Raw genomic sequence first — 26,186 nt, 5'->3', positions numbered from 1 at the left:
GGTGTTTGAGCGACCCGAGGCCGATACGCTTCGCACTTGACCTATGAGGGCGAGAAGGTCATCGCCCCTGAGCTCTACGTCGCTGAAATGGCACATGCCGTCGAGAAGTATGTACGCGGGCAGTACGTCAATGCCGCCACCGGAGTCACGCTCTTCGGCAAGGCTTGGCGCTTGGTTGACGAGCTCATCCCGATGAAGGAGCTCGCTCTGGAGGCGCTCTCCGAGTCCCTGCGGCTCGGTCACTCCTCCTACGACGTCTTCTACTTCGTGCTGGCGCGCCGCAACGCGGCGACGATGTGCACGCTCGACCGGCACCTGCAGCAGCTCTGCCTAGAGAACGGCGTCAACTGCGTCTGCGGTCTAGACGTCGGAGACGAGCGCTGGACCGTCCGCAACGAGACCGAGGTGGGGCCGACGGGGATGGGCGGCGTCACGCGCGAGGAGCTCGAGCATGCGGCTGGTCGCGATGCGAACGGGGTATAAGCGCCGATAAGAACATGGTTCTCAGAGCGGTCAAGGCGGGTGGTCGTGATGCGGCTGTCTCTTGGTCAGGTCTTAAGGCTCGCGGGCCTCGCGGTGTTCACGTGCGTCTTCTGGTGCTGCGCACTTCTGGATGGGGAAGGCGCCGCTTATCCCTTCTATTTTGCGTGCTACCTTGCGATCGTCGCAATTCTCGTCATCGACCTCCTGCGATCGCGTCGCGGTGATGACGGGCTGCGGCTTGCGGGTGCGGCGCGAGGCGCCTACCTCGCCCTCGTGATCGTCTGGGGAGTCCTCACGTTGATAGCCATCATCGCCGACGTGCACGTGGGGGCCTACGAACTGTGGAACTGGATGCTCACCGTGCTGATATGCCTGCCAAACGACCTTGCGTACCCGCCGCGCGACGCACCCAGCTACGACCCGCCGCTCCCGCCGCAGCGCTGACGTTCGCTTTCCCAGTGAGGAGATGCCGTGTGTACGATCAAGGTTGCGCCCGTCCTTGCGATCGCGCTGTCCCTGCTTCTCGTGGGCTGTGCGCCGAGCACGCCCTCGAGCCAGAAGACCGGGGCACCTGGATCGAGGTCGACAGCCGGTGGAGCGAGGTCGACTGGGACCTGGAGTGGCTCGTCCGCGCCGAGTCCGCGCTCGAGGTCGCACGGGCCGCGCTTGCGGAGGCCTAGCCGACGCCTCGCTCCTGGCGAGGGTATGTACGCCCCACGGACGGCACGTTCTTCTCGTCAATGCCTCTGAGCTGCGACTTTATCGAGTGCACTGGATAGGTGAGCGTACACACCCTCAAAATGAGAGCCCCGACGCCTGGTGACGCCGGGGCCCCGTTTGCGTGAGGAAGGCCTCTGCTACGCGTGCATCTCGGCCATCTGGGCCTGTACGGCGGTGATGGCGACGACGCCCACGATGTCGTCGGCGGAGCAGCCTCGGGACAGGTCGTTCACCGGCTTGGCGATGCCCTGGAGAATCGGGCCGTAGGCCTCGGCGCGACCGAAGCGCTGGACGAGCTTGTAGCCGATGTTGCCGGTCTCGAGGTTGGGGAACACGAGCACGTTGGCGTGGCCCGCGACCTTGCTCTCGGGGGCCTTGAGGGCCGCGACCTCGGGCACGATGGCGGCGTCGAGCTGCAGGTCGCCGTCGATTGCGAGCTCGGGCGCCTTCTCCTTGGCAAACGCGGTGGCCTCCTGGACCTTCTTGGCGGTGTCGCCGCCGGCGGAGCCCATCGTGGAGTAGGAGAGCATGGCCACGCGCGGCTCGACGTCGTCCATGAAGGTGGCGAAGGAGTTGGCGGAGGCGATGGCAATCTCGGAGAGCTCGTCGGATGTCGGGTCGATGTTGAGGCCGCAGTCGGCGAAGACGAGCGTGCCGTCGGCGCCGAACTCCGGCGTCTGGGTGCACATGACCATGAAGGCCGAGACGAGCTTGGTGCCGGGGGCGGTCTTGAGGATCTGGAGGGCCGGGCGCAGCGTGTTGGCGGTGGAGTGGCAGGCGCCCGAGACCAGGCCGTCGGCGTCGCCCATCTTGACCATCATGGTGCCGTAATAGGTGGCGTCCATCATCTGGGCGCGGGCCTGCTCGATGGTCACGCCCTTCTTGGCGCGCAGCTCGGCGAACTTCTGGGCGTAGGCCTCGTGCTTGGGGGCGGTGGGGGAGGTCGGGTCGATGATGGTCACGCCCTCGACGTCGATCTTGGCCGGATCGCCCAGGATGACGAGGTTGGCGAGGTCCTCGGCCACGATTGTGCGGGCGGCCTCGATGGTGCGCGGGTCCTCGCCCTCGGGCAGGACGATCGTCTTCTTGTAGGCCTTGGCGGCCGCCTTCATTCGTGCGAGAAAGTCACTCATGGCATCCCTTTCGACTCTTCACAAAAAGCCCTTGATAGCGTGCGCTCGTCCCGCGAACTGTGCTTATCGGCGGTGTTGGCGACGGGCACGGGACCATTATACGGTCGAGGTGCTAGAATCTATCGAACGATTGGGCGAGCGCACGGTTCTTCTCGCCCCGCCGCCCACGGGCGGCCGCAAGCAGAAACGCTGAGAGGACAGGTATGGGAATCGAGAACGGTCTGCCCGCGGGGTTCAACCCCGATAGCTATGACGCCATCGTCGTGGGAGCGGGCTATGCCGGCGCCGTCTGCGCGCGCCGCCTCGCCGAGTCGTGCGGATTCAAGGTGTGCATCCTTGAGCGTCGCGACCACATCGCCGGTAACGCCTACGACTACGTCGATGACGCCGGGATTCTCGTCCACAAGTTCGGGCCGCACATCTACCACACGACCAACGAGCGCGTGAACCAGTTCCTCTCGCGCTTCACCGAGTGGACGAACTATCAGCACAAGGTCCTCGCCAACATCCACGGCACGCTGATGCCGGTGCCCTTCAACCACCGCTCGCTGCTCCTCGCCTTTGGGGAGGAGAAGGGCGAGCGCCTCTACCGCAAGCTCGTGGCCACCTTCGGCGAGAACAAGAAGGTGCCGATCATGGAGCTGCGCGAGAAGAACGACCCCGAGCTCGTCGAGGTCGCCGACTACGTCTTCGAGAACGTCTTCCTTCACTACACGATGAAGCAGTGGGGCCAGACGCCCGACCAGATCGACCCCTCCATCACCGGGCGCGTCCCCGTCTTCGTGGGCGACGACGACCGCTACTTCCCGGGCGCCCCCTACCAAGGCATGCCCGCGGAGGGCTACACCGTCATGTTCGAGCACATGCTCGAGCACGACCTCATCTCCGTCTTCCTGGGCGTCGACGCGCGCGACGTCATCAAGGTCTCCGACATGAGCGTCTCGGTCTGCGGGCGCCCGTACGGCGGCGAGGTCATCTACACCGGCCCGCTCGACGAGCTGTTTGGGCTTGACCTGGGGGCCCTGCCGTACCGCACGCTCGACATGCGGTTCGAGACGCTCGACCAGGACCGCTTCCAGCCCGTCGCCACGGTCAACTACACCACGAGCGAGGACTTCACCCGCATCACTGAGTTCAAGAACATGACCGGGCAGGTGGTTCCCGGCAAGACCACGATCATGCGCGAGTACTCCAAGGCCTACACCCCCGGCAGCGGCGAGACCCCGTACTACGCGATCCTCGAGGACGAGAACCTCGAGCTGTACCGCCGCTATCGCGAGCGCGTCGACGGCGTGGTGAACTTCCACTGCGTCGGGCGCCTCGCCGAGTACCGCTACTACGACATGGACGGCGTCGTGGCCTCGGCGCTCGAGCTCTCCGACGAGATCGTCTCGCAGCACAGCTAAGGATGCGCCTCAGGCGAGCCCCGATGAGGGGCTCGCTTCATGCGCGGGCACAGAAGGAAACCAGATGAGCAAGACCGTCAGCACCCCCAAGACCATCACCTTTGGCATTCCCTGCTACAACTCGTCCGCTTACATGGACCACTGCATCGAGTCCATCCTCGAGGGCACGGGCTACGCCGAGGACGTCGAGATCGTCATCGTGGACGACGGCTCCGTGAAGGACGACACGGCCGCCAAGGCCGACGCCTGGGCCGAGCGCCACCCCACCATCATCAAGGCAATCCACCAGGAAAATGGCGGCCACGGCGCCGCCGTCATGAAGGCCGTGGCCAACGCGAGCGGCGTCTACTTCAAAAACGTCGACTCCGACGACTGGGTGGACGCCGAAGCCGTGCGGGCCCTCCTCGAGAAGCTGCGCTACTTCATCGGGCTCGGCGAGCACGTCGACCTCGTCATCACCAACTACGTCTACGAGCACGTGGAGGACGACACGCGCAACGTCGTCGACTACCGCCACGTGCTGCCGGTGGACAAGGTCTTCACCTGGAACAACATCGGCCACTTCATGATGTGGCAGTACCTGCTCATGCACGCGCTCACGTACCGCGTGGACGTCCTGCGCGAGTGCGGCCTCGAGATGCCCCCGCACACCTTCTACGTGGACAACATCTACGCCTACGTACCGTTCCCCAAGTGCCGCAGCATCTACTACCTCGACGTGGACGTCTATCGCTACTTCATCGGCCGCGAGGACCAGTCCGTCAACGACAAGGTCCTCACGAGCCGCGTGGACCACTACTGGCGCGTCGCGCGCGTGATGATGCACGCCTATCACGTCTACGACGACATCGACTCCGCGAAGCTGCGCAGCTACATGATGAACTACTTCACGATCATCATGGCCATCTGCTCGGTCTTCTCCAAGAAGAGCGACCGCCCGGACGCGATGGACGAGCTCCAGCGCCTCTGGGACGAGCTGCGCGCCTACGACAGGCGCATGTACCGCCGCGCCCGTCACGGCGTCGTGGGCCTCGCCACCAACCTCCCCGGCACCGTCGGCAAGGCCCTCACGCTCGCCGGGTACCGCGCGGCCCAGAAGCTGGTCAAGTTCAACTAGCTCGTCTGACCTTTCGCGCGCCGGGATGCCCCGCTGCGCTTCTCGTCTGGCTCATTGTGCTTCGCGCAGAAATCGCCTGACGAGAAGTGCAGCGGGGCATCGCTCTCGAGGCCGTCTCCCACCGCAAGGTTGAGCTAGAAACCCAGGCCAAGCTTCAGGTCAAATCTTGGTTGTTATAAGTTGGTGGGACGTAACGCACGGTCATTGCTGGGCTCGATGCAGGGCGCCGGGCCGCAACCTCACAGGTCAGCCGCGGCAGGGTAGCCGTACGCTCCCACGGCCTGGTGGGCGCCGTCCGCGATGGCGCGCCCAAGTGCCCTCGTTGCGAGCGCGCCCACGACGTCCACAGGGGCCTCCACCTCGCCCGTGGCCATCACGAAGACGGTGTCGCCGTCGTTGGTGGTGTGGGTGGGGGAGATGGCGTGGGCGTAGGCGTCTGCGGACATCTGGGCGACCTTGGTGGCCTGAGCCTTGGTGAGGCGGGCGTTGGTGACCACGCAGGAGATGGTGGTGTTGGTGCGCGCGAGGGGCATCTTCGCGTAGCCGCCGAGAAGGACCTCGACGGTGTCGGCGATCGCGGATCCGTCCGGGGTGCGGACGCCCGCTATCTTCTCGCCCGTGTCCGGGTCCAGGACGTCGCCGCAGGCGTTGACTGCCGCGACGGCGCCGCAGACGAGCTCCCCGGCGCGCTCGACGTCCTCGCCGAGGCCCGACTTCATGGCGCGCTCCGGGCCCGCGAGCTTGCCCACGGTGCAGCCCGCGCCGGCGCCGACGTTGCCGCGTGCAAGCGGGGCACCGTCGCCGTCGAGCGCCGCGACGCAGGCGGCGCGGCCGTCCTCGGCCGTGGGGCGCACGGAGGGGCATCCGCAGGCGAGGTCGAACAGGCAGGCGCCCGAGACGATGGGCACCTTGGCGACGCCGACGTCGAGGCCCACGCCACGGCGCTCGAGCTCCTCGGCCACCCCGCAGGCGGCTGCGAGGCCGTACGCGCTGCCACCCGAGAGCACGACGGCATGGAGGACGTCGACCGTCTCCTCGGGGCGCAGGAGGTCGGTCTCGCGCGTCGCGGGGGCACCGCCGCGCACGTCGACGCCGCCGGTGGCGCCCGACGGGCAGCAGATGACGGTGCAGCCGGTGCCGGCCGCCCCGTTGGTCGCGTGGGCGGCATAGATGCCGGGAATCTGCGTGACGCTCTCGATGCTCTTGTCGCTAGGCAAGGGGTCCTCCCATCCTGATGGCCTCGGCCACATAGTCCTTCTCGTCTCCCATGAGGCGGGTTACCTCGCGCACGAGGCGCGCCACCGGCAGCCCCACCACGTTGGAGTAGTCACCGTCGATCCTCTCGACGAGCAGCCTGCCGGCGCCCTGGATGCCGTAGGCGCCCGCCTTGTCGAGCGGCTCGCCGGTCGACACGTAGGCGGCGATCTCGGCGTCCGTGAGCTCCCAGAAGGTGACGTCGGTGGTCTCGACGAAGCTCGCCCGCTCCGCTGCGGAACCGTCCTCGGCAAGGCTCAGCACGCAGACGCCCGTCGAGACGTGATGGGTCCTGCCCGAGAGCTCGCGGAGCATGCGGGCGGCGTCCTCGGGGCCCTCCGGCTTGCCGAGGGCCTCGTCGCCCATCCAGACGATGGTGTCCGCGGCGACGAGCAGCCCGTCGGAGGGGGAGGCGTCGAGCGTGGCGCGGGCCGCCTCCGCCTTCTCGGCGGCGAGGCGCGCCACGAGCTCCATGGGGGACTCGCCAGGCAGGCGGGCCTCGTCGATGTCGGCGGGGCGGATGTCGAGGTCGAAGCCGGTCTCTGAGAGCAGCTCGCGTCGACGCGGCGATTGCGAGGCGAGAATCATTCGTGTCCTTCCTGGATCGAGCGGGTTCTGTGAATTGGGGACAGTCCCCAATTTACAGAAAAGCGGGAGCCGCCTCTAGCGACTCCCGCTCAACGTCTGGTGACGCGTTGTCGAGCGTGCTACTCGACCACGATGGCGGAGACGGGGCAGTTGTCGGCAGCCTCCTGGGCGGCGTCCTCGGCCTCCTCCGGCACGTCCTCCTCGATGGCGACGGCGACGCCGTCGTCAGAGATGGAGAAGACGTCGGGGCAGGTGCCCTCGCAGAGCCCGCAGCCGATGCAATCCTCGTTGACCGTAGCCTTCATGGTGAAATCCTCTCTCTTGCTCGGGCCCTTCGCCCAAGTTGCCTATCTTTGTACACGTTTCGCGGCGAGCGCGCAACCGTCGCGGCAATATGTTCCAAATTGTCGGTCACCGTGCTGAGCTGCGGTTTATTCCTAGCAGCTCAGGGGGATTACCGTAGGGTCAGCGTCTGTGAATTGGGGACGTGTTATTTCGTGCAGACTTTTTGGGACAGGCCGTCAAAGGCCTGTCCCAAAAAGTCTGCACGAAATAACACGTCCCCAATTCACAGACGCCGGAGGAGGGTGACGGTCTCGACGTGGAAGGTCTGCGGGAAGAGGTCGACGGGCGTCACGCGCGCGGGCGAGAACGTCCCCGCCGCCTCGAAGCGAGCGAGGTCGCGCGCGAGCGTCGCGGGGTCGCAGCTCACGTAAGCGATCGCTCGGGCAGGCTGCTCGGAGAGCCTGCGCACCACGTCCTCGGCAAGCCCCGCGCGCGGCGGGTCCACGACGATGACGTCGGCGTCGGTGTCCGGGAACTCTCTACCCGCGTCGCCCCCGATGGGGTCCACGTTGTCGAGGCCCGCGGACTCGAGGTTGCGCCGCAGGTCGCGCACGGCGGGCCCGTAGGACTCCACGGCCGAGACAAAGCCCGCGCGGCGCGCGAGCGGCAGCGTGAAGGTGCCGGCCCCGCAGTAGAGGTCCATGGCCTCCTCGTCCTCCTGAGGGCTCAGCTCCTCCATCACGAGCTCAACGAGCTTCTCGGCCCCCTTGGTGTTGACCTGGAAGAAGGAGGGTGCCGAGACGCGCATGCGCTCGTCGCCCACCAGCTCGCCCCAGGAGCCGGCCCCCGAGAGGCACTCCACGCCGGCGATGCGGCGGGCCTTGGCGGGGCCCTTCTGCATCACGCGGACGACGGAGGTGGGCCTCAGCGCGTCAGCGAGCACCTTGGCCGCCTGGGCGCGCGGGAAGGCGCCGGGACGGTCCCAGAGGGCGACCTCGACGTCCTTGGTGCGCCGCGACACGCGGATGCCCACGCGCTCGAGGTCGAGGTCGTGGCTGTTCGAGAGATAGGCGAGGGCGCCCGAGACGGACTTGACCGCCCCTGCGTGCGCCTTGTCGAGCAGCATGCAGCTCTTCACGCGGACGACGTCGGCCTCGCCGCGCCCGTGCATGCCGAGAACCGCGCGGCCGTTCTGTCGGGTCACCGCGAGCTCGACCTTGTTGCGGTAGCCCCACTGATCGCTCGGGGTGACGAGCGGCGCCACGAGCCCCTCCGCTCGCTCGGGCGAGAAGTGCCCGATGCGCGTGAGCGCGTCGACGACCCCGGCGCGCTTTGCGGCGGCCTGGGCAGGGTAGGAGAGCGCCGCCCAGGGGCAGCCGCCGCAGGCGCCGGCGAACGGGCAGGCGGGGACCACGCGGTCCGCGGAGGGCTCGAGCACCTCCGCCACGCGCGCGTGCGCCCAGCGGTCCTCCTCGCGGTCGACGACGGCGCGCACGCGGTCACCGGTCACGCCGCCCGCGACGAAGACGGTCTTCCCGCCCTCGTCGCGGGCCACGGCGTCCGGGCCGTAGCTCATGCGCTCGCAGGTCAGCTCGATCTCACGCGTCCCGCTCACTCGTCACCCCCGCCGAAGAGGGTGCCGAAGGCCTGGCCAAAGAGGCCGAGCGCACGGGAGACGCGGCCGCGCTTGGGGCGCGGGTCGGCCTTCCTGGGCGCGGGGTCGGCAGTCGGCTGGGGCGCCGGAGCGGGGGCCGGGGTCGGGACGGGCTCGGGCGCCGGCGCGGGCTCGGCGACCGGGGCCTCGTCCCTCTCGGCAATGTCCTCTGCGGCGAGCTCGGGAACTGCCTCGGGGGCCGGCTCGACGCGCGGCGCCTTGGCGGCACGCGCGCGCTCCTCGACGGCCTCGCGGGCGCGCTCGTACGCCTCGCGCAGGAGCACCTCCTGGCAGTTGACGCGCGGCGCGCCCTCCTCGGTCTCGACGCGGGCCCAGGTGCCCTCGGCGGTGAGCTGGCGCGCCTTGACGTTGTCGGCGAGCTGGAGGTCGATGAAGTGGCGCACGATCTCGCAGCAGGCGGAGTCGCGCACGGGGTAGGCGATCTCGACGCGGCGCTCGGTGTTGCGCGTCATCATGTCGGCGCTCGAGAGGTAGATCGTGTCCGCGTACTCGCCAAAGGCGTAGATGCGGGCGTGCTCGAGGAAGCGCCCGGCGATCTGGCGGATCACGAGGCCGTCGGTCTTGCCCGGCACGCCCGCCTTGATGCAGCAGATGCCGCGGACGATCATGACGACCTTGACGCCCGCCTCGCAGGCCTCGGAGATCTTGTCGATGACGTCGCGGTCGGTGAGCGAGTTCATCTTGAAGAATACGCGCGCCGGTGCGCCCTCGCGCGCGCGGGCGATCTCTCGGTCGAGCCCGCGCATCACGAGCGGCTTGAGGCCGACCGGGGCAACGCCGAGCTGGCGATAGGTGCCGCGGAGGTTGCCGAGCGAGAGGTTGCGGAAGAAGGTGTTGCCGTCCGCGCCGATGCCCTCGTCGGCCGTGAGCAGCATGAAGTCGGAGTAGAGCGTGGCGGTCTTCTCGTTGAAGTTGCCCGTGCCCAGACACGTGATGCGGCGGATGCCGTCGCGGTCGTGATAGGTGATCTGGCAGATCTTGGAGTGGCACTTGAAGCCCTCGGAGCCGTAGATGACGGTGCAGCCGGCGTCCTCGAGGCGCTCGGCCCAGGCGATGTTGTTGGCCTCGTCGAAGCGCGCGCGCAGCTCCATGAGGACGGTGACGTCCTTGCCCGCCTCCGCGGCGCTGATGAGGCTCTCGCAGAGGTGGCTCGACTTGGCCACGCGGTAGAGGGTGATCTTGATCGAGATGCACGCGTCGTCGGCGGAGGCCTCGCGCACGAGGCGCAGCAGCGGCGTCATGGACTCGTACGGGTAGGTGAGAAGGACGTCGTGGTCCTCGACCTGGCCGCGCATGGGCAGGCTCAGGTCGACCATCGGCGAGATCTGCGGCTCGAAGCGACGGAACACGCACGCGGCGTGCTCGTGGTCGGGGATGTGGGACTCGAGCCCGTAGACGTAGCCGAGGTCGATCGGGCGGTTGAGGCGGAAGACGCGGCGCGGCTCGAGGGAGAGCTCCTCGGCGATGAGCGTCTCGAGCGTCTTGCCGAGCTTGCCGCGGATCTCGAGGCGCACCGGCTGGAGGCGCTGGCGGAGCTTGAGGACCTTCTTCATGTGCTGGCGGTAGTCCTCCTCCTCCTCGACGCCCTCGCCGTCGGGGTCGATGTCGGCGTTGCGCGTCACGCGCAGCACGGCCGAGCGCTTGGGGGCGTACTCGCCGAAGCACTGGTCGAGGCAGGTCTCGAGCACGTCCTCGAGCAGGGTGTAGCGCCAGGCCTTGGCCGTGGCGGGCAGCGCGACGACGCGCTGCTCGGTGCGCGGCACCTCGATGATGCCGAGAAGCCCGGTCTCCTCGGCCCCGTCGAGCGAGCAGGCCACGAACAGGCGCCCGTTGCGCAGGTTGGGGAAGGGGTGGCGCGGGTCCACGATGAGCGGCGAGATGATCGGCGCGAGGCGGCGCTCGAAGTGGCGCTGGACGGCGGCGCGGTCCTCCTCGGTGTAGTCGGCGGGGGAGACGCGGACAAGGCCGTGCCCGGCGAGAAGCGCCTCGACCTCGGCGAGGCCCTTCTCGTGGCGCTCGACGAGCGCGGGCAGGGCGTCGAAGATCGCGGTGAGCTGCTCGGCGGGCGTCATGTTGGACTTGTTGTCCTTGGGCTGGTTCTTGAGGGAGGCGAGGTCGGAGAGGCCGCCCACGCGGATCATGAACCACTCGTCGAGGTTGGACTCGACGATCTCGCAGAACTTGAGGCGCTCGAACGCGGGAACCTCGGGGTCGTATGCCTCGTCGAGGATGCGGTCGTCGAAGCGCAGCCAGCTCAGCTCGCGGTTCTGGGTGTAGGAGAAGTCGCGCTCGGGCTTCTTGTCCTCGCCGTCCTTCTCGCCCGCGTACTTGGCGGCTGCCTTCTTGAGGGCCTGCTCCTTGCGGGACTCCTTGGCGTCCTTCTTGCCGCGCGCCTCTTCCTCGACGGCGTCCTTGGTCTTGTCCTTGCTCATCGCGAAAGCCTTTCACGAAGGTGCGGCAGCGTGTGCCGCGGTGCATGTCTCCACGATGATAGCAGCCGCGTGACCGGCCGCCGGGCCCTGTTGGTTAAGGTTGTGAAAAGAGCCGGGCCAGCGGGGGCCGCGCGGCCGCGGACCGTCCCGGGCTCATGCTACGATGCAGCTTTCAAAGCACCGAGAAGAACCCGGCGTTCCCGCCGGTCACGAAAGGAGAGCCCCATGGCCGTCAGCCTTTCCGGACGCAACTTCCTCAAGCTCCTCGACTTCACGCCCGAGGAGATCCGCCACCTGCTCGACCTCTCCGCCGAGCTCAAGGCCAAGAAGCGCGCGGGAGAGCCCCACCGCTACCTCGAGGGCAAAAACGTGGCGCTCATCTTCGAGAAGACCTCCACGCGCACGCGCTGCGCCTTCGAGGTGGGCGCGGCCGACCTCGGCATGCACGCGGTCTACCTTGACCCGAGCGCCTCCCAGATCGGGAAGAAGGAGTCCATCGCCGACACCGCGCGCGTGCTCGGCCGCATGTTCGACGGCATCGAGTACCGCGGGTTTGGCCAGGAGCGCGTCGAGGAGCTCGCCGCGTACGCGGGCGTGCCCGTGTGGAACGGCCTCACGACCGAGTTCCACCCCACGCAGATGATCGCGGACGTCCTCACGATGGAGGAGGAGTTCGGCCGCGGCGGCATGGCCGGGCGCAAGGTCACCTTCATGGGCGACGCGGGCAACAACGTGGGCAACTCGCTCATGGTGGTCTGCGCAAAGCTGGGCATCGACTTCTGTGCGTGCGGCCCCGCCGAGCAGATGCCCGACGCCGAGCTCGTAAAGACCTGCCGTGAGATCGCGGCCGAGACGGGAGCCACGATCACGCTCACGGCGGACGTCGCCGAGGGAGCCGCCGGCGCGAGCGTGATCTACACCGACATCTGGGTCTCCATGGGCGAGCCCGCCGAGCTCTGGGGCGAGCGCATCCGCCTGCTGTCTCCCTACCAGGTCAACGCCGAGCTCATGAAGCTCGCGGCCAAAGACGCGATCTTCATGCACTGCCTGCCGAGCTTCCACGACCGCAAGACCACGATCGGCGAGGAGGTCTACCAGCAGTTTGGCCTCGCCGAGCTCGAGGTCACCGACGAGGTCTTCGAGGGTCCGCGCAGCCGCGTCTTCGACGAGGCCGAGAACCGCCTGCACTCGATCAAGGCGGTGATGTACGCGACGCTGCGCTAAGCACTTCCATATCGAGGGATTCGACGCGCAAGTCGAGCGAGGGGACAGGGTCCGCGCGAGTTCTGCAGCGCGCGTCCCTTGCGCGCGAAGCTGTCTGAGCGCCGGACCTTATCGCCCCCACAGGGGTGCGTAGTGCCTGCTAGTACACCATCCCCATCGCCTCGCGCACCTCGTCGAGGGTGGCCGCGGCGATCTCGCGAGCGCGGCGGTTGCCCTCGTGCAGGACGTCGGCGACATATCCCATGTCCTGGGCGATCTTCTCGCGGCGCTCGCGGATGGGGGCGAAGTAGCCGTTGACGGCCTCGGTCACGACCTTCTTGAGCTGGCCCGCGCCTCCCATGCCGATCTCCTCAGCGATCTCGCGCGGGTCGCGGCCGGTGCAGATGCCTGCCGTGGTGAGAAGACCGGAGATCTCCGGGCGGTTCTCGGGGTCAAAGGTGATGTTGCGCTCGGAGTCGCTCTTGGACTTCTTGATGAGCTTGGCGGTCTCCTCGGCGGTCATGGAGATGGAGATCGCATTGCCGTAGGACTTGCTCATCTTGCGGCCGTCGAGGCCGGGAAGCAGCGGCGTGGAGGTGAGAAGCCCCGTGACGTCCGGGAAGACGTGGCCGTAGCGCTCGTTGAAGCGACGCGCGATCTTCGAGGTGATCTCGATGTGCGGCAGCTGGTCGCGGCCCACGGGCACGATGTTGCCCTTGCAGAAGAGGATGTCGCACGCCTGGTGCACGGGGTAGGTGAGCAGAAGTCCCGTGAGGGCGTGGCCGGAGGCCTCCTGCTCGGCCTTGACCGTGGGGTTGCGCTCCATTTCGGCCTCGGTGACGAGGCTGAGGAACGGCAGCATGAGCTGGTTGAGCTCGGGCACCGCGGAGTGCGTGAAGATCATCGTCTTGGCCGGGTCGAGCCCGCAGGCCAGATAGTCGATGACCATGTTGTAGACGTTGTCCTTGATGTGCTCGGTCGTGTCGCGGTCGGTGATCACCTGATAGTCAGCGATGATGACGTTGGTGCGCACGCCCATGTCCTGCAGGCGCACGCGGTCCACGAGCGTGCCGAAGTAGTGGCCGAGGTGGAGCCTGCCGGTCGGGCGGTCGCCGGTGAGCATGGTGTAGTTCTCGGGGTGGACGAGAAGGTCGGCGTGGACCTCGTCGCTCCTGCGCTTGGCCGCCTCGTAGCTTCCCTCGTTGGGCATGGTTCCTCCTCGCGTTTGCGGTCCCCCGCGTATGTGGTCAACGGCATCCTATGGTACGGCAAACGGCGGCCTCGTGCGCGGGGTCCTCGCAAAAGCCTGTTAGAATAATCTGGTCGAGGTCGAGAAGAGGAGGAGCGGTGGCAAGCTCATACGGCACGGACGCCGACAAGAGCTCACTCAGGAGCAACTACCTGCGCGTTCGCCGCACCGTCCCCGCGCGCCTGCGAATCTCCTCGGACGAGGCCATTCGCCGCGCGCTGCGCTCCTTCGACGTCTTCCGGCGCGCGCCCATCGTGCTCACCTACGTCTCCTTTGGCGCCGAGGTCGACACACGCGCCCTGATCGAGGAGCTGCTCGACGAGGGCCGCCGCGTCGCCGTCCCGCGCGTCGACCGCGCGGCGCACAAGATGGCCTTCCACGAGATCGAGTCGCTCGAGGGGCTCGTCCCCGGAACGATGGGCATCCTCGAGCCCCCCGGCGACACGCCGGCCCTCACGGTGCCCGAGATGGTGCGCACCGCCTGCCTCGTGCCCGGCCTCGTCTTTGACGGCGCGGGGCACCGCGTGGGCTACGGCGGCGGCTACTACGACCGCTTCCTCGCGTTCTACCCCGGCAACAAGATCGGCCTCGCCCGCGTGACGCAGCTTTCGTCCAACCCGCTCCCGGTGGGGGGGCACGACGTCCCGGTCGACTTCCTCGTGAGTGAGGGGACCGTCTGGGGCTGCAGCCAGAACCTCTGACGCCATGCTGCGCGCCTACGCCCTTATCGAGCGCCGCCGAACGGTCGCCTGGCCGCTCTGGACGGGCGTGCTCGCGGGGCTCGTCGCGCTCGGGCTCTCGCCCGTCGCCTACCTCCTCGCCGGCTCCGCCCTCATGGCCGGCAGGATCCTCGGCGCCGCGGACCGCGTCTCGGCGGAGCGGTGCCGAAGGGTCGTAGCCGTGGTCGGCCTCCTGGTCACGCCCGCGCTCGCCCTCGTTTGGGCGATCGCCCCCGGGCTCATCGCGATCCCCGGGGCGCTCGCGCTCGCCGGATGGGTGTGCCTCTCGCTTGGCGAGAAGGACGAGCGACGCGCCGCGCGCTCCGGCGCCCTGGCGGGCGAGCTCGTCGCCGTCCTCGCCCTGCTCGCCGCCGCATGGCTGCTTCCCGTGCCCCGGGTAGCCTCCGCCGTCTTTCTCGGCGCGCTCTTTGCCCTTGCCGTCCTCACCAGGGCGCGCGCGGGACGCTCGCTCTCGGAGCCCGAGCTCTTCGCCGCCCTCGCGCCCGCGGCGCTGCTTAGCTGCTCGATGGCGGCGGGCGAGTCCGGGCTCGTGGTTCTTGCGACGGCCTCGCTCGTGGCCTTAAGCGCCTGCGGCGTGCCGCTGCTCGCCTCGCTCGCCTCAGACGGCGGCGAGGGGGACTATGCGGCGACGATGCGCCGCGCCCTCGACGACCTCGCGGAGCGCGAGCTCAGCGACCGCGAGCGCGAGGTCCTCGTCCGGACGCTCTGCGGAGAGCCGCGCCGCGTCATCGCGCAGGCGCTCGACGTCTCGGAGTCGACCGTCGGCACCAACCGCACGCGCGGCTACGAGAAGCTCGGCGTGTCCTCCAAGGTCGAGCTCGTCTCGCGCGTGAGCTCCTGGACGAGCGACGCCGGCAGTCTGCGCCCCGACGGCTCCGGGCACCGTCGCGTCCCATCGTGGGCGCGCGCCCTTCTCGGCGCCGCGCTGCTCGCCCTGCTGCTCGCGCCCTGGGCGGGGCCGGTCCGCCCCGTCGTGGCCTGCCTCGCGGGCGACGTGCTCTCGTGCGTCGCCCTCGTCGCCTTTCTCGTCCTTGCGCCCGACACCGGGGGCCGTCGCGCGCTCCGGGAACGGACGGGCGTGCGCCCCTCCTGGGAGCGCGGCGTCGTCTGCCTGCTCTGCTCCGTCGCCGTGCCCCCGCTCTTCGTCTCCTCATGGCCCCTCGTCCCCGGGCGCCGCTCGCTCGCCGCGCTGGTCCTTGCGCTCGGCGTCCTGTATCTCGGGGCGCGGCCGGTCAGCGCGGACCCGGGCATCGACGTCCGCACGTGGCTTCGGCGCTCGACCGTCTCCGGCCTGCGAGAGCTTGCGTGCCGCGGACGTGAGGTCACGGCCCTCGCGGGGCTCTCCCTGCTGCTCGGCTCCTGCCTGACCGCGCCTCTCGAGGTTTTTCCCGGCGTGGTCGAGGGCCTGTGGTGCCTCGTGGCGGCGCTCGGCGCGCTCGTCTTTGGCGTGGCCTTCCGCCCCGCCGCCCGCGATGACCGCGAGGAGCAGGTCGCCATCCTGAGAAGGGCCGGCCTGAGCGAGCTTCAGGCCAACGTCGCGCTGCTCCTCTCGCTCGGCGAGGGCGAGCGTGCCATCTGCGAGCGCCTGCACGTGGCCCCAGGGACGGTCAAGTCCGCGCGGACGCGCTGCTATCGGGCGCTCGGCATCCACAATGCCGTCGAGCTGCGAGAATACCTCGAGGGTCGGGCCGGGTTGACAGGCTGAGCCGACGCGCATCCCCGGGGTTGACAGACGCCCCGCGCCGCACTGGGTACCATTGTGGCAACCCCTTCGGAAGGAGGCTGCCATGAAGCGCGCCGCAAGCACCGCAAAGATCGCCGTGCCCGCCGTTCTTCTCGCCGTCTGGCTCCTGTCGCTTCTCGTCTTCTGGTGCGTTATCGGTCCCTCGGACGCCCTGGGCTATGCGCTGATCTTCTTCTACGGGCTCATGCCCGCGACGGTCCTGGGAACCTCGCTCACGGCGGGCCTTCTCAGGCCCTACGGAACGAGGAGCTGGCTCATCATCCCGGTGGCGGCCGTCCTGTCCATGCTGCTCCCGAGCCTGACGTTTCTTTTGGCCAACACGCTGACGTTTGGCAACGTCCACCCGCCCGACCTGACGGCGCTCGCCTTTGGCGGTGCCGTCTCGGCCGTGGGCTTTGGGTTCGGTGCGGGCGTGAGGGCGCTCAGGGCGCGGCGCCGCGGCGCATGACGACGGGCATCCGCCATCAGGCCCTGACCTGGCGCATCTGCGCTCGGCGCCCGCACTCGTGAGTGCGGGCAACAGGTGCGGGCGGTTTTGGGCATAGACTGCATCGAGTGCGCGGTCCTTCTCGGCCAATGCCCCGGAGTGCGCGCATCGAGTGCGCTCCAGCCCGCACCGGAAGCGACAGCCGAGAAGTGCGGGCGGGATCCCGAAGAATGCTGAGAAGTGCGGGCAGGGCCCGCGCGCACCCAAACGAGAGCTTGGGTTCGTGCCAGCCGACGGCGCTACAGGCCCAGGTGCGCGGCCATGTCGAACAGCGCCTTGCGATAGCCCTCGACGCCCAGGCCCGTGATGGTCTCGAAGCAGGCGGCGCGGATGTAGGACACCTGGCGGAAGTCCTCGCGATCCTCGAGCTTGGAGATGTGCACCTCGATCATGGGCAGGCCCACGGCCTTGGCGGCGTCGAGGATTGCGATAGAGGTGTGCGTGTAGGCGCCGGGGTTGATGATGATGCCGGCATAGGTGCCGTACGCGTCCTGGATGGCGTCGATGAGGTCGCCCTCGTGGTTGGACTGGAAGCAGGTGCAGTCAGCAAAGCCGGCCTCGAGCGCGGCGTCGTGGCAGATGCGCAGCATCGCGCGGTACGAGTCGTGCCCGTAGATGTCGGGCTCGCGGATGCCCAGCATGTTGATGTTGGGCCCGTTGATGACGAGCGCGCGCACGGGGCTCTCCGGGAGCTGGTCCTCGACGTCGACGTCGACGTCCGTCGTCTCGTCGGGCGAAGCGTCCGCGGGCTCCATGACGTCGAGCAGGCTCACGAGGTCCTCGACCGACGCGTCCTCGGCATCCTCCTCGGAGGGTCCCTCGGGCGCGGCGTCGACGTCGCCCTCGCTCTGCGCGAGTGCGGCGCTGCGAAGCGGGTTGCGGGAGATGTGCACGTGAATGGGGGAGGGCATGGCCGAGGCCTCGTCGAAGGCCTCCTCGTTGCCCTCGATGCCCGTGAGGCGAACCAGCGCCTCGTGCACGGCCTCGACCTTGCCGGGGCCAAAGACGACCTCGATGCCGTTGGCGCCGCGCTTCACGAAGCCGAGCACGCCGCGGGCGGAGGAGAGCTGGTCGGTGTCGACGAGCGAGGGGTCCTCGGTGAGAATCCTCAGGCGGGTCATGCAGATGTCGTTCGCGGTGACGTTGCCCTTGCCGCCCACTGCGGCGAGAACCTCCTGCGCGATCTGATCTCTGTCCACTTCGCGACCCTTCCCGTCGTCGAATCGCGAGCTGGAGCCCCGTCTCCACACTCATCATCTGCCGACTGCCGTGTAATCGAAAGCACAGTATACGGGGCGCGCAAGCCGGTGCGGCCCATTCCGCCGAGCGGCGCCGCGGACGGCGGGACCTTCCAGCAAACGCCCATGTTTTCACCTTGAGCGGCGACGCTCGCGAGACTTGTTGACCCGCTGCGTCCCCCGACGCCCGTGGGGACGGGAGCGTCGGCGGACGGGGAGGTCCTAGAGCCCGAGGAGCTCGCGCGCGAGCTCCGCGTCCCCTGCGGCGGAGCCGGTGCAGGGCAGCGTCACGTCCGCCCAGGCGCGGTAGAGCCCCATGCGCTCCGCGGCGATCCGCTCGACGCCCTTGGCCTGGGAGACCGGGCGACCCGCAGAGCTGAGCTCGGAGACGGGGCGATCGAGAAAGACGACGCGGCCGTTCTGGCGCAGCAGGTCGCGGTTCTCCGGCCTCGTGACCACGCCGCCGCCGCAGGCGATGACGAGTCCCGAGCGCGCGGCGTAGTCGGCGGTGACGCGCGTCTCGACCGCGCGGAAGGCGTCCTCCCCGTCCTCGCGGATGATCTGCGCCGCGCCGCGGCCGGTCTCGAGCGCGATCGCCTCGTCGAGGTCGACGAAGGGCCGGCCGAGCACGCGCGCGAGCGCCCGCCCGCAGGTGGTCTTGCCGGCGCCGGGCATGCCGATGAGCACGACGTTTTCCGTCTGAAAGTAAATCTCGCGCTCGATTGTGCCCACGAGGGCGTCGTCGAGGTCGCGCCCCTGGAAGAGCCCGCTCGCAAAGAGCGCCTGCGCCACGAGCATGGCAAGGCCGCTCTCGGTGGGCAGCCCCAGGCGCTCGGCGGAAAGGCACAGCCCCGTGCGCGTGGGGTTGTAGACGACGTCGAGCACGCCGCGCAGCCCCGTGAGCCGAGAAAGCGTGCCCTCGTCGACGGGGGAGTCCGGGCAGCGCGGGAACATGCCCACCGGCGTGGTGTTGACGAGAAGAACGGCGTCGGCGTGCCGCTCGGCGAGGGTCGCATAGGTCTCGTCGCCGGAGCGCGAGATGGTGACGACGCGCGCCCCGGCCGCGTGCTCCAGGGCGTCGCGGACCGCCGCGGCCGCGCCGCCGCTCCCAAGCACGAGCGCCTTCCTACCCTCGAGCAGACCGCGCGGCGACTCGCTCAGCCGCTCGCGGCAGAAGCGCGCGAGCATCCAGGCAAACCCCAGCACGTCGGTGTTCTCGGCGACGATGCGGCCGTCCCGGTCCCTCACGAGCGTGTTGGCGGCCCCGAGCCGCTCCACGGCGGGCGAGCGCACGTCGGCGAGCTCGGCCGCGAGCCGCTTGTAGGGGATGGTGACGTTGAGGCCGCGCCACGCGCCGTCACGGACGAACGGCTCGACCTCGTCCCGGTCGAGGTCGTGCAGGGCGTAGGGGAAAGATCCCAGACGCTCGTGAATCTTCGGCGACCAGCTGTGCCCGAGCGGGTGCCCCACGAGCCCGTAGGGAGCGGTCGCCGCCGCGCCCCTCTCGCCCGCCACTAGAGCACCTCCGAGTAGCTGCCGAGGTAGCGCAGCTCCTGGCAGAGGCTCCCGAGCGTCGTGACGAGCGAGGCAAACTCCGGCGAGGCCGCGGGGCACTCGATGTCGAAGTAGAACATGAACTCGAAGTCGCGCTCGGGGATCGGGCGGCTCTCGAGCTTGAGGAGGTTGACGTCGAGCGCGTAGAGCTTCGCGAGCAGCTTGTAGAGGGAGCCGGGCTGGTGCGGGAGCACGGCCATGAAGGAGGCCCGGTCGGCGCCGGGGTAGACCTCGAGGCTGCGGGAGATGCAGGCGAAGCGCGTGTAGTTGTTGTCACGGTCCTGCACGCCCGAGGAGAGCGCGGCGAGGCCGTAGAGCGCGGCGCAGGCGTGGGAGGCGAGCGCCGCGACGTCGGTGCGCCCGGACTCGGCGACGCTGCGGGCCGCGGCGGCCGTGTTCTCGCAGACGTGCACGCGCACGTCGGGCAGCCCGGAGAGGAACTCGGCGCACTGACTGATGGCCTGCTGGTGGCTGTAGATGTCACGAATGCCGGAGAGCTCGGCGCCGGGAAGGGCGAGCAGGCTGTGGTCGACCTTCACGCGCGTGGTGCGCACGACATAGAAGGAGTGCTCCATCATCAGGTCGAAGACCTGGTTGACCGAGCCCGCCGTGGAGTTCTCGAGCGGGAGCACCCCGTAGTCGGCGAGCCCCTGCTCGACGGTGCGGAACACGCCGTCGAAGGTGGGTGAGTAGGCGATCGTGGGCCGACGGAAGATCTTCTCGGCCGCGATCTGCGAGTAGGCGCCCTCGACGCCCTGGCAGCTCACGTGCGCCGAGCGGGGGAAGACCTCGGGCGTGGCCTCGCGCGCGCGGCGAATGCCGGCAAGCAGCCCGTCGTCCGACGCGTCGCCGAGAAGCGCGTGCTGGCGCGAGCGGGAGGCCTCCATGAGCAGCTCCATCAGGACCTGCGCGTACGTGGCGAGGTCCTCCGGCGCCGCCTCGGCGGCCGCCGCGACCTTCGCGCGCTCCCGCGCCGGGTCGAAGACGCGCATCCCATGCTCGCGCTTGTACGCCGCGACCCCCTCGGAGACCTTCGCCCGCTCGGAGAAGAGCGCGAAGATCTCGCGGTCGATCCTGTCAATCTCTTGCCTCAGCTCCGAGAGCTCGGCCATGGCTTCCTCCTTGTGGTTGCTCCGTCGTCCAGACGCTATGGTACCGGGCGCGCGGGTCGTGAGGTCCGGCGCTCAGACAGCTTGCCGAGAAGAACGCTCGGCAAGAACTCGCGGCGGACCTCACGACCCGCGCGCTCCCGTCGCCATTTCTCACCTGAATGGGAGATGGCGTGCACGTCGGTGGCTGAGGGGCGTGAAGGTCCGCCGCGAGTTCCGCAGCGCGCGTCCTCTGCGCGCGAGGACTGTCTGAGCGCCGGACTTTCTCGCCCCTCAGCCACCGACCCTGGCTACCTCACTGCGCCGGCCAGGCGAGGAGGGCGTCGGCGAGGGAGAGGGCGCAGACGGCCTCGACGACGGGGACCGCGCGGATCACGGCCGTGGTGTCGTGGCGGCCGTGGACCTTGAGGCGGGCGGGCTCCATGCGGTCGAGGTCGACGGAGTCCTGCTCCACCATGACGCTCGATATGGGCTTGACCGCGCAGCGGACGAGGACCGGCGCCCCCGTCGTGATGCCGCCGAGGATGCCGCCGGCGTTGTTGGTCACGGGGACGCAGGCTCCGTCGCGGACCTCGTAGGGGTCGTTGTTCTCGGTGCCGCGCAGGCGGGCGACCTCGAAGCCGCGGCCGAACTCGACGCCCTTGACCGCGGGCACGCCAAACAGGGCGCGCGCCATGACGTTCTCGATGCCGTCGAACATCGGCGAGCCCGCGCCCGCGGGCAGGCCGCAGGCGACGCACTCGACGATACCGCCGACGGTGTCCTTCTGGGCCCGCGCCGCCATGACCGCCTCGACCATGCGCTCGCCGGCCGCCTCGTCGATGACGGGCACGCGGCGGCCGTCGGCGAGGGCGGCCATCTGGGCGGAGAGCCGCTCGGCCGCCTCGGGAGTGTTGTCGAGGGCGCAGAGCGGCTCGTCGGGGATGCCGGCGAGCTCGGCCACGTGCGCGCGCACGGTGACGCCGCGCGTGCGCAGCCACTGCAGGGCGACGCCGCCCGCGACGCAGAGCGGGCCGGTGAGCCGGCCGGAGAAGTGGCCGCCGCCGGGGACGTCCTGGGCACCGTGCCACTTGGCCCAGGCGGTGAAGTCGGCGTGGCCCGGGCGGGGCACGCCGGTGAGGTTGTCGTAATCGGCCGAGCGCGTGTTGGTGTTCTCGATGATCGCGGCGAGCGGGGCGCCGCAGGTCTCGCCGCGGACGTTGAGCCCCGAGACGATGCGCGGCTCGTCGGGCTCCCTGCGCGGCGTCGACCAGGGGTCGTTGCCCGGGGCGCGGCGGGCGACGAAGGCGCGCAGCTCGTCGAGGTCGAGCGAAAGTCCCGCGGGCAGCCCCTCGACGACGCAGCCGACGGCGGGGGAGTGGGACTGGCCGAAGACGCTCACCCTGAGGGCGCTTCCAAACGACGAGGGCATCAGGACTCCTCTCTGACGACGCCGCCGAGCGCGGCGAGGTCCTCGAAGAATGCGGGGTAGGACTTGGAGACGCACTCTGCGCCGAGGATCTTCACGGGGGCCTCGCAGCGGGCGGCGAGCACGGCGGCCATCATCGCGATGCGGTGGTCGCCCGCGGCGTCGACCGTGCCGCCGGCCAGCGAGCGGGACCCGTCGATGACGAGGTCGTCGCCCTCCACGCGGGCGGAGCCCCCGAGGGCGCATATGGCGGCCGAGACGGTGGCGAGGCGGTCCGACTCCTTGAGGCGCAGGCGTGCGGCGCCGGTTATCCTGGTCGTCCCCTCGGCGAGCGAGGCGACGGCGGCGAGCGGCGGGACGAGGTCGGGGCAGCTCTCGACCGAGAGCGTGGTGCCGCGGGAGGCGTCGCGCACACACGCGGCCCCGCCCGGCCTCCTGAGGACGCGGGCGCCGAGGAGGGCGAGCGCGGCGAGCACCTGTCGGTCGCCCTGCGTGCTCGCGAGGTCGAGCCCGGACACAGAGACGCCCTCGGGGCTGAGCGCGCCCGCCGCGAGCCAGAAGGCCGCGCCGGACCAGTCGCCGCCCACGGCGACCGTCCCCGGGGACCTGAGGCATCCGGGCGCGACGACGAACGAGACGGCCGGCGCCCCGTCCTCGGTCCGGGCGGGTGCCTCCGAGACCGAGACGCCAAAGCGCGAGAGCGCGGCGATCGTGAGGTCGATGTAGGGTCGCGACTCGACCGGCTCGCTGACGAGCACCTCGACGGGGCCGCCGAGCAGCGGGGCGGCCATGAGCAGGCCGCTCACGTACTGAGAGGACACGTTGCCGGGCAGGGCGTAGCGGCCGGCCTCGAGCCGACCCGAGACCTCGAGCGGCGAGCGCCCCTGGGGCCCGAGGACCGCGCCGTGCGCGACGAGCTCCTCGTAGAGCGGGGAGAGCGGGCGCTCGGGCAGCCGCCCGAGCATCTCGAACCGCCCGCCGCAGCCAAGGGCGCAGACGACGGGAAGCAGAAAGCGCAGCGTCGAGCCGGACTCGCCGCACGCGAGGACGGCACCCGGCCGAGGCTCGGGCACGTTGTCGCTCGCCGAGGTTCCGGGGACGGGGCGCACGCGAAAGCCGCGCCGCGTGCGCGCCACGCGGGCCCCGAGCGCCTCGAGGCAGGCGATGGTCGCGTCGATGTCGTCCGAGGAGGTGGTGCAGTCCACGTCGGTCGTCCCGGGGGCGAGGGCGGCACAGATGAGCAGGCGATGGGCCTCGGACTTCGAGGAGGGGGCGGCGATCTCCCCGGAGAGCGCGCCGGGCTCTACGATCACGTTCACGAGGGCCTCCCCACGAGGTCGCGCTCGATAAGCGAGCGAAGGTCGGCGAGCGGGACGCGCCTCACGACGGCCGACCCCAGGGCCTCCGGCACGACGAGGTTGACGGCGTCGTCGTGGCGCTTCTTGTCATGGGCGACGAACCCCATCAGCTCGTCGGCGCCGAGCTCGGTGCCGGTGGGCAGGCCCTGCGCCCGCACCGCCGCTTCGATGCGCGCGGCGGTCTCCGCGGAGCACCAGCCCGCTCGGGCGCACGCGCGGGCGACGATGCACAGGCCGGCGGCGACGCACGAGCCGTGCCCGAGCGAAAAGTCGCTCGCGGCCTCGATTGCGTGGCCGATCGTGTGACCGAGGTTGAGGGTCTGCCTGAGCCCGGACTCGCGCTCGTCGGCGTTCACGACGTCGCGCTTGATCTCGACGTTTCTCGCGACGACGCCGACCAGGCGCGCGTCGTCGAGGGTCCCGTCGGCGACCGGCTCGCGCGTGAGCTCCTCGAGCATGGCCGGGTCGGCGAGCACGGCGTGCTTGACGACCTCACCGACGGAGTCGCTGAGCTGCTCGCGCGGGACCGTGCGCAGGCAGCGGACGTCCGCCACGACGGCGGCGGGCTGCCAGAAGGCCCCGACGAGGTTCTTGCCCGCGGCCAGGTCGACGGCGGTCTTGCCGCCGACGGAGGAGTCCACCATGGCGAGCAGCGACGTGGGCACCTGGACGACGGGGCAGCCGCGCAGGTAGAGCGCGGCGGCGAGGCCGCCCATGTCGCCGGTGACGCCGCCGCCGAGCGCCACCACGACGTCGTCGCGCGTGAGCTCGCGCTCGGCGAGGCCCTCGAGCAGGGTCCCGAGCGTCTCAAGCGTCTTATGCTCCTCGCCCGCGGGAAAGACCAGGCGCTCGGCCACGTGATAGCCGGCCGAGGCGAGCGACGCCTCGACGCCCTCCGCATAAAGGGGCCCGACGTTGGTCTCGGTGATGACGCAGCAGCGCCCGCCGCCCGCGGCCGCGCGCGCCACGGCGCCCACCCGCCCGAGGATGCCGGCGCCCACGTGCACGTCGTAGGCGCCCGAGGCGGCACTCACGCGCACGACGCGCGTCGCGACCTCACGGTCCTTCTCGCTCATCTGCCCTCGACCTCCCTCTTGATGCGGTCCCCCTCGGCGAGCAGGGCCTCGAGCCGGTCGGCGTCGGCGGCGTCGATCGCGTCCTTGTAGGCCTGGAGGCTCTCGATGACGCAGCCGAGCTCGGCGCTCAGGTTGTCGGCGTTGTCCAGGAAGAGCTCGGTCCACATGGGGGCGTTCAGCCGCGCCACGCGGGTGAGGTCCTTGTAGGACCCGGCCGAGAAGCCCTTGTGGCTGCGGGCCGTGGGGCTCTTGACGTAGGCGTTGGAGACCACGTGCGCGAGCTGGGAGGTGTAGGCGATGACGCGGTCGTGCTCGGCGGCCGTGGCGAGCGTGAAGCTGCCAAAGCCGCAGGGGGCGAGCAGCTCCTTGAGGCGCTCGAGGACGCTCGCGCGCGCGAGGTCGTCCATCTTGGGCGGCACCACGACCATCGGGGCGCCCTTGAACATCGTGGCGCGCGCGTGGGCGAAGCCCGAGAACTGCGTGCCCGCCATCGGGTGGCAGCCCACGAAGGTGAAGGGAAGGCCCGCGCAGAGCGCCTCGCAGCGCTCGCAGATGACGCGCTTGACGCCCACGGTGTCGATGACGATGGCGCCGGGGGATACGAGCGGCGCGTAGCGCTCGAGCCAATCGATCGTGGAGGCGGGGTATCCGGCGAGAACGATGAGCTCGCAGGTGGGGATCGTGGACTCTTCGAGCTCGCCGGTGACGGTCTCGATCATGGCGAGCTCGAGCGTCGAGCGCGTGCGGTTCCAGGCGAAGACCTCGGCGCCCGCCGCGGCGAACGCCTTCGCGAACGAGCCGCCCATGAGGCCGAGGCTCACGACGCCGCAGCGTCCGGGGACGAAGGTCGACTCGGGGGCCACGTCCTTCTCGTCTGCCATCTACGCCTCCTCGATCGGTGCCGTGACGGCGTCGCGGATGAGGGCGATGCGGCGCATGGCGTCGCCGAACTGCTCGGGCGTGAGGGCCTGGGCGCCGTCGGACCAGGCCTGCGACGGGCAGTCGTGGACCTCGATCTCGAGCGCGTCCGCGCCGGCGGCGGTGGCGGCGTAGGCGGCTGCGCGCACGTAGCGGGTGTAGCCGGTGGAGTGGCTCGGGTCGGCGACGACCGGCAGGTGCGTGAGGTGGCGCAGGACCGGCAGCGCGTTCACGTCGAAGGTGTTTCTCGTGCGGGTCTCGAAGGTGCGGATCCCGCGCTCGCACAGCATCACGTTGGCGTTGCCCTCGCTCATCACGTACTCGGCGCTCATGACGAGCTCGTCGATGGTCTGGGACATGCCGCGCTTGAGCAGCACCGGGGTCTGCGTGCGGCCGAGCTCGCGCAGCAGCGGGAAGTTCTGCGCGTTTCTCGCGCCGACCTGCATCACGTCGACGCCGCGGCTCACGAACAACTCCACGTCGCGCGGGTCCATGACCTCGGTCACGACCGGCATGTCGAGCTCGCCGCCGGCCTCCATGAGCAGGTCGAGGCCCTTCTCGCCCATGCCCTGGTATGAGTAGGGGGAGGTGCGGGGCTTGAAGGCGCCGCCGCGCAGCATCGTGGCGCCGGCGGCCTTGACCGCGCGGGCGATCCCGATGAGGTTCTCGCCCTCCACCGAGCAGGGCCCGGCGATGACCTGGAAGTTGCCCCCGCCCACGAGGACGCCGTGACCGCAGTCGACGACCGTGTCCTCGGGGTGGAACTTGCGGTTGGCGAGCTTGAAGGGCTCGGAGACGCGCTGGACGCGCTCGACGAGGTCCATGCTCTCGAGGATGAAGGGGTCGATCCGCGTGGTGTCGCCGATGATGCCGACGAGCGTCTCGTTGTCTCCCTGGGAGACGTTGGTCCTGAAGCCCCGGTCCTCGATCCACTTGACGAAGTGGTCGAGCTGCTCGGTGGTGGCTGAGCTCTTGACTACCGCTATCATGCTGGCCTCCCGTGAGGTCC

At 69.7% G+C, this 26,186-nt stretch carries 24 protein-coding genes; 9 read left to right on the top strand and 15 right to left on the bottom strand.

Going from position 1 to position 26,186, the window contains the following annotated elements:
• Positions 1-36 precede the first annotated feature (36 nt).
• Genes B5F85_RS10770 through B5F85_RS05535 form a run of 3 tightly spaced genes read left to right on the top strand, consistent with a single transcriptional unit; the run spans position 37 to position 1,163 of the window.
• Complete coding sequence (locus B5F85_RS10770; protein WP_204204649.1) at positions 37-483, top strand: type II toxin-antitoxin system VapC family toxin; 447 nt, start codon at positions 37-39, stop codon at positions 481-483.
• Between the two features lie 48 nt (positions 484-531).
• On the top strand, positions 532-927 hold the full coding sequence (locus B5F85_RS05540; RefSeq protein WP_143786138.1) for a hypothetical protein: 396 nt from the start codon (positions 532-534) through the stop codon (positions 925-927).
• A gap of 29 nt (positions 928-956) precedes the next feature.
• Positions 957-1,163 (top strand): hypothetical protein, encoded by a 207-nt coding sequence (locus B5F85_RS05535; protein WP_087315194.1) that lies wholly within the window; start codon positions 957-959, stop codon positions 1,161-1,163.
• Positions 1,164-1,340: 177 nt separating this feature from the next.
• Here B5F85_RS05535 and pta read toward each other — a convergent pair whose 3' ends face one another.
• Positions 1,341-2,336, bottom strand: a complete 996-nt coding sequence (gene pta, locus B5F85_RS05530) for a phosphate acetyltransferase (RefSeq protein WP_087315192.1) — start codon at positions 2,334-2,336, stop codon at positions 1,341-1,343.
• Positions 2,337-2,539: 203 nt separating this feature from the next.
• Between pta and glf the strand changes: the two genes are divergently transcribed.
• Positions 2,540-3,742: a UDP-galactopyranose mutase gene (gene glf / locus B5F85_RS05525; protein ID WP_087315190.1), complete on the top strand. Its 1,203-nt coding sequence runs from the start codon at positions 2,540-2,542 to the stop codon at positions 3,740-3,742.
• A gap of 64 nt (positions 3,743-3,806) precedes the next feature.
• Positions 3,807-4,859, top strand: coding sequence for a glycosyltransferase family 2 protein (locus B5F85_RS05520; protein ID WP_087315187.1), 1,053 nt, complete (start codon positions 3,807-3,809; stop codon positions 4,857-4,859).
• A gap of 239 nt (positions 4,860-5,098) precedes the next feature.
• Here the strand turns inward: B5F85_RS05520 and B5F85_RS05515 are convergent, their stop codons facing one another.
• The 5 genes from B5F85_RS05515 to ppk1 all read right to left on the bottom strand — a co-directional run bounded on the left by B5F85_RS05515 (position 5,099) and on the right by ppk1 (position 11,093).
• On the bottom strand, positions 5,099-6,076 hold the full coding sequence (locus tag B5F85_RS05515) for a P1 family peptidase (RefSeq protein ID WP_239386714.1): 978 nt from the start codon (positions 6,074-6,076) through the stop codon (positions 5,099-5,101).
• A complete protein-coding gene (locus B5F85_RS05510; RefSeq protein WP_087315183.1) occupies positions 6,069-6,701 on the bottom strand; it encodes a Maf family protein in 633 nt (210 codons plus the stop codon). The genes B5F85_RS05515 and B5F85_RS05510 overlap by 8 nt, the downstream gene beginning before the upstream one ends.
• Before the next feature lie 119 nt (positions 6,702-6,820).
• Entirely contained in the window at positions 6,821-7,006 is a 186-nt protein-coding gene (locus tag B5F85_RS05505; protein ID WP_087220644.1) for a ferredoxin, read from the bottom strand.
• A gap of 263 nt (positions 7,007-7,269) precedes the next feature.
• Positions 7,270-8,583: a 23S rRNA (uracil(1939)-C(5))-methyltransferase RlmD gene (gene rlmD, locus B5F85_RS05500; protein WP_087315257.1), complete on the bottom strand. Its 1,314-nt coding sequence runs from the start codon at positions 8,581-8,583 to the stop codon at positions 7,270-7,272.
• Positions 8,584-8,597: 14 nt separating this feature from the next.
• Positions 8,598-11,093: a polyphosphate kinase 1 gene (gene ppk1 / locus B5F85_RS05495; RefSeq protein ID WP_087315181.1), complete on the bottom strand. Its 2,496-nt coding sequence runs from the start codon at positions 11,091-11,093 to the stop codon at positions 8,598-8,600.
• A 225-nt stretch (positions 11,094-11,318) separates the two neighbouring features.
• On the opposite strand from ppk1, the gene argF reads away from it, so the two are divergent.
• Positions 11,319-12,317: an ornithine carbamoyltransferase gene (argF, locus tag B5F85_RS05490; protein ID WP_087315179.1), complete on the top strand. Its 999-nt coding sequence runs from the start codon at positions 11,319-11,321 to the stop codon at positions 12,315-12,317.
• Between the two features lie 139 nt (positions 12,318-12,456).
• On the opposite strand, the gene trpS is transcribed toward argF, so the two are convergent.
• Positions 12,457-13,506 (bottom strand): tryptophan--tRNA ligase, encoded by a 1,050-nt coding sequence (gene trpS / locus B5F85_RS05485; protein WP_087315177.1) that lies wholly within the window; start codon positions 13,504-13,506, stop codon positions 12,457-12,459.
• Positions 13,507-13,643: 137 nt separating this feature from the next.
• On the opposite strand from trpS, the gene B5F85_RS05480 reads away from it, so the two are divergent.
• The 3 genes from B5F85_RS05480 (at position 13,644) to B5F85_RS05470 (ending at position 16,477) form a co-directional block, all read left to right on the top strand.
• The gene (locus tag B5F85_RS05480; protein WP_087315175.1) at positions 13,644-14,246 is read left to right on the top strand and encodes a 5-formyltetrahydrofolate cyclo-ligase; all 603 of its coding nucleotides are present in this window, start codon (positions 13,644-13,646) and stop codon (positions 14,244-14,246) included.
• Between the two features lie 4 nt (positions 14,247-14,250).
• Positions 14,251-15,990 carry a LuxR C-terminal-related transcriptional regulator gene (locus B5F85_RS05475; RefSeq protein ID WP_087315173.1) on the top strand — a complete coding sequence of 580 codons (1,740 nt, stop codon included), beginning with the start codon at positions 14,251-14,253 and terminating at the stop codon, positions 15,988-15,990.
• Positions 15,991-16,072: 82 nt separating this feature from the next.
• Complete coding sequence (locus B5F85_RS05470; RefSeq protein ID WP_087315171.1) at positions 16,073-16,477, top strand: hypothetical protein; 405 nt, start codon at positions 16,073-16,075, stop codon at positions 16,475-16,477.
• A gap of 278 nt (positions 16,478-16,755) precedes the next feature.
• Here B5F85_RS05470 and B5F85_RS05465 read toward each other — a convergent pair whose 3' ends face one another.
• The 8 genes from B5F85_RS05465 to aroF all read right to left on the bottom strand — a co-directional run bounded on the left by B5F85_RS05465 (position 16,756) and on the right by aroF (position 26,166).
• A complete protein-coding gene (locus B5F85_RS05465) occupies positions 16,756-17,715 on the bottom strand; it encodes a type II 3-dehydroquinate dehydratase (RefSeq protein WP_087315170.1) in 960 nt (319 codons plus the stop codon).
• A gap of 261 nt (positions 17,716-17,976) precedes the next feature.
• Positions 17,977-19,269: a shikimate kinase gene (locus B5F85_RS05460; protein WP_087315168.1), complete on the bottom strand. Its 1,293-nt coding sequence runs from the start codon at positions 19,267-19,269 to the stop codon at positions 17,977-17,979.
• Positions 19,269-20,420: a bifunctional chorismate mutase/prephenate dehydratase gene (locus B5F85_RS05455; RefSeq protein WP_087315166.1), complete on the bottom strand. Its 1,152-nt coding sequence runs from the start codon at positions 20,418-20,420 to the stop codon at positions 19,269-19,271. The genes B5F85_RS05460 and B5F85_RS05455 overlap by 1 nt, the downstream gene beginning before the upstream one ends.
• A gap of 292 nt (positions 20,421-20,712) precedes the next feature.
• A complete protein-coding gene (gene aroC / locus B5F85_RS05450; RefSeq protein WP_087315164.1) occupies positions 20,713-21,828 on the bottom strand; it encodes a chorismate synthase in 1,116 nt (371 codons plus the stop codon).
• Positions 21,828-23,144 carry a 3-phosphoshikimate 1-carboxyvinyltransferase gene (gene aroA / locus B5F85_RS05445; RefSeq protein ID WP_087315162.1) on the bottom strand — a complete coding sequence of 439 codons (1,317 nt, stop codon included), beginning with the start codon at positions 23,142-23,144 and terminating at the stop codon, positions 21,828-21,830. Before aroA ends, aroC begins: the two co-directional genes overlap by 1 nt.
• Positions 23,141-24,259: a 3-dehydroquinate synthase gene (gene aroB / locus B5F85_RS05440; RefSeq protein WP_087315160.1), complete on the bottom strand. Its 1,119-nt coding sequence runs from the start codon at positions 24,257-24,259 to the stop codon at positions 23,141-23,143. Before aroB ends, aroA begins: the two co-directional genes overlap by 4 nt.
• A complete protein-coding gene (locus B5F85_RS05435; protein ID WP_087315158.1) occupies positions 24,256-25,140 on the bottom strand; it encodes a prephenate dehydrogenase in 885 nt (294 codons plus the stop codon). Before B5F85_RS05435 ends, aroB begins: the two co-directional genes overlap by 4 nt.
• Entirely contained in the window at positions 25,141-26,166 is a 1,026-nt protein-coding gene (aroF, locus tag B5F85_RS05430; RefSeq protein WP_087315156.1) for a 3-deoxy-7-phosphoheptulonate synthase, read from the bottom strand.
• Positions 26,167-26,186: the final 20 nt, after the last annotated feature.

This window comes from Olsenella sp. An293 (assembly GCF_002159495.1).
Taxonomy (GTDB): Bacteria; Actinomycetota; Coriobacteriia; order Coriobacteriales; family Atopobiaceae; genus Thermophilibacter.
Note: the sequence above shows the minus strand (reverse complement) of the source record. Positions and strands in the feature narration are given on the sequence as shown.

Excerpts from the sequence above, each read along its gene's own strand:
- B5F85_RS05435 (WP_087315158.1), bottom strand. The coding sequence starts at position 25,140 with ATGGCAGACGAGAAGGACGTGGCCCCCGAGTCGACCTTCGTCCCCGGA.
- trpS (WP_087315177.1), bottom strand. The coding sequence starts at position 13,506 with ATGCCCAACGAGGGAAGCTACGAGGCGGCCAAGCGCAGGAGCGACGAG.
- aroB (WP_087315160.1), bottom strand. The coding sequence starts at position 24,259 with ATGAGCGAGAAGGACCGTGAGGTCGCGACGCGCGTCGTGCGCGTGAGT.
- ppk1 (WP_087315181.1), bottom strand. The coding sequence starts at position 11,093 with ATGAGCAAGGACAAGACCAAGGACGCCGTCGAGGAAGAGGCGCGCGGC.
- aroC (WP_087315164.1), bottom strand. The coding sequence starts at position 21,828 with ATGCCCTCGTCGTTTGGAAGCGCCCTCAGGGTGAGCGTCTTCGGCCAG.
- B5F85_RS05540 (WP_143786138.1), top strand. The coding sequence starts at position 532 with ATGCGGCTGTCTCTTGGTCAGGTCTTAAGGCTCGCGGGCCTCGCGGTG.
- glf (WP_087315190.1), top strand. The coding sequence starts at position 2,540 with ATGGGAATCGAGAACGGTCTGCCCGCGGGGTTCAACCCCGATAGCTAT.
- B5F85_RS05470 (WP_087315171.1), top strand. The coding sequence starts at position 16,073 with ATGAAGCGCGCCGCAAGCACCGCAAAGATCGCCGTGCCCGCCGTTCTT.
- pta (WP_087315192.1), bottom strand. The coding sequence starts at position 2,336 with ATGAGTGACTTTCTCGCACGAATGAAGGCGGCCGCCAAGGCCTACAAG.
- aroF (WP_087315156.1), bottom strand. The coding sequence starts at position 26,166 with ATGATAGCGGTAGTCAAGAGCTCAGCCACCACCGAGCAGCTCGACCAC.
- B5F85_RS05520 (WP_087315187.1), top strand. The coding sequence starts at position 3,807 with ATGAGCAAGACCGTCAGCACCCCCAAGACCATCACCTTTGGCATTCCC.
- B5F85_RS05475 (WP_087315173.1), top strand. The coding sequence starts at position 14,251 with ATGCTGCGCGCCTACGCCCTTATCGAGCGCCGCCGAACGGTCGCCTGG.
- B5F85_RS05510 (WP_087315183.1), bottom strand. The coding sequence starts at position 6,701 with ATGATTCTCGCCTCGCAATCGCCGCGTCGACGCGAGCTGCTCTCAGAG.
- B5F85_RS05455 (WP_087315166.1), bottom strand. The coding sequence starts at position 20,420 with ATGGCCGAGCTCTCGGAGCTGAGGCAAGAGATTGACAGGATCGACCGC.
- argF (WP_087315179.1), top strand. The coding sequence starts at position 11,319 with ATGGCCGTCAGCCTTTCCGGACGCAACTTCCTCAAGCTCCTCGACTTC.
- B5F85_RS05505 (WP_087220644.1), bottom strand. The coding sequence starts at position 7,006 with ATGAAGGCTACGGTCAACGAGGATTGCATCGGCTGCGGGCTCTGCGAG.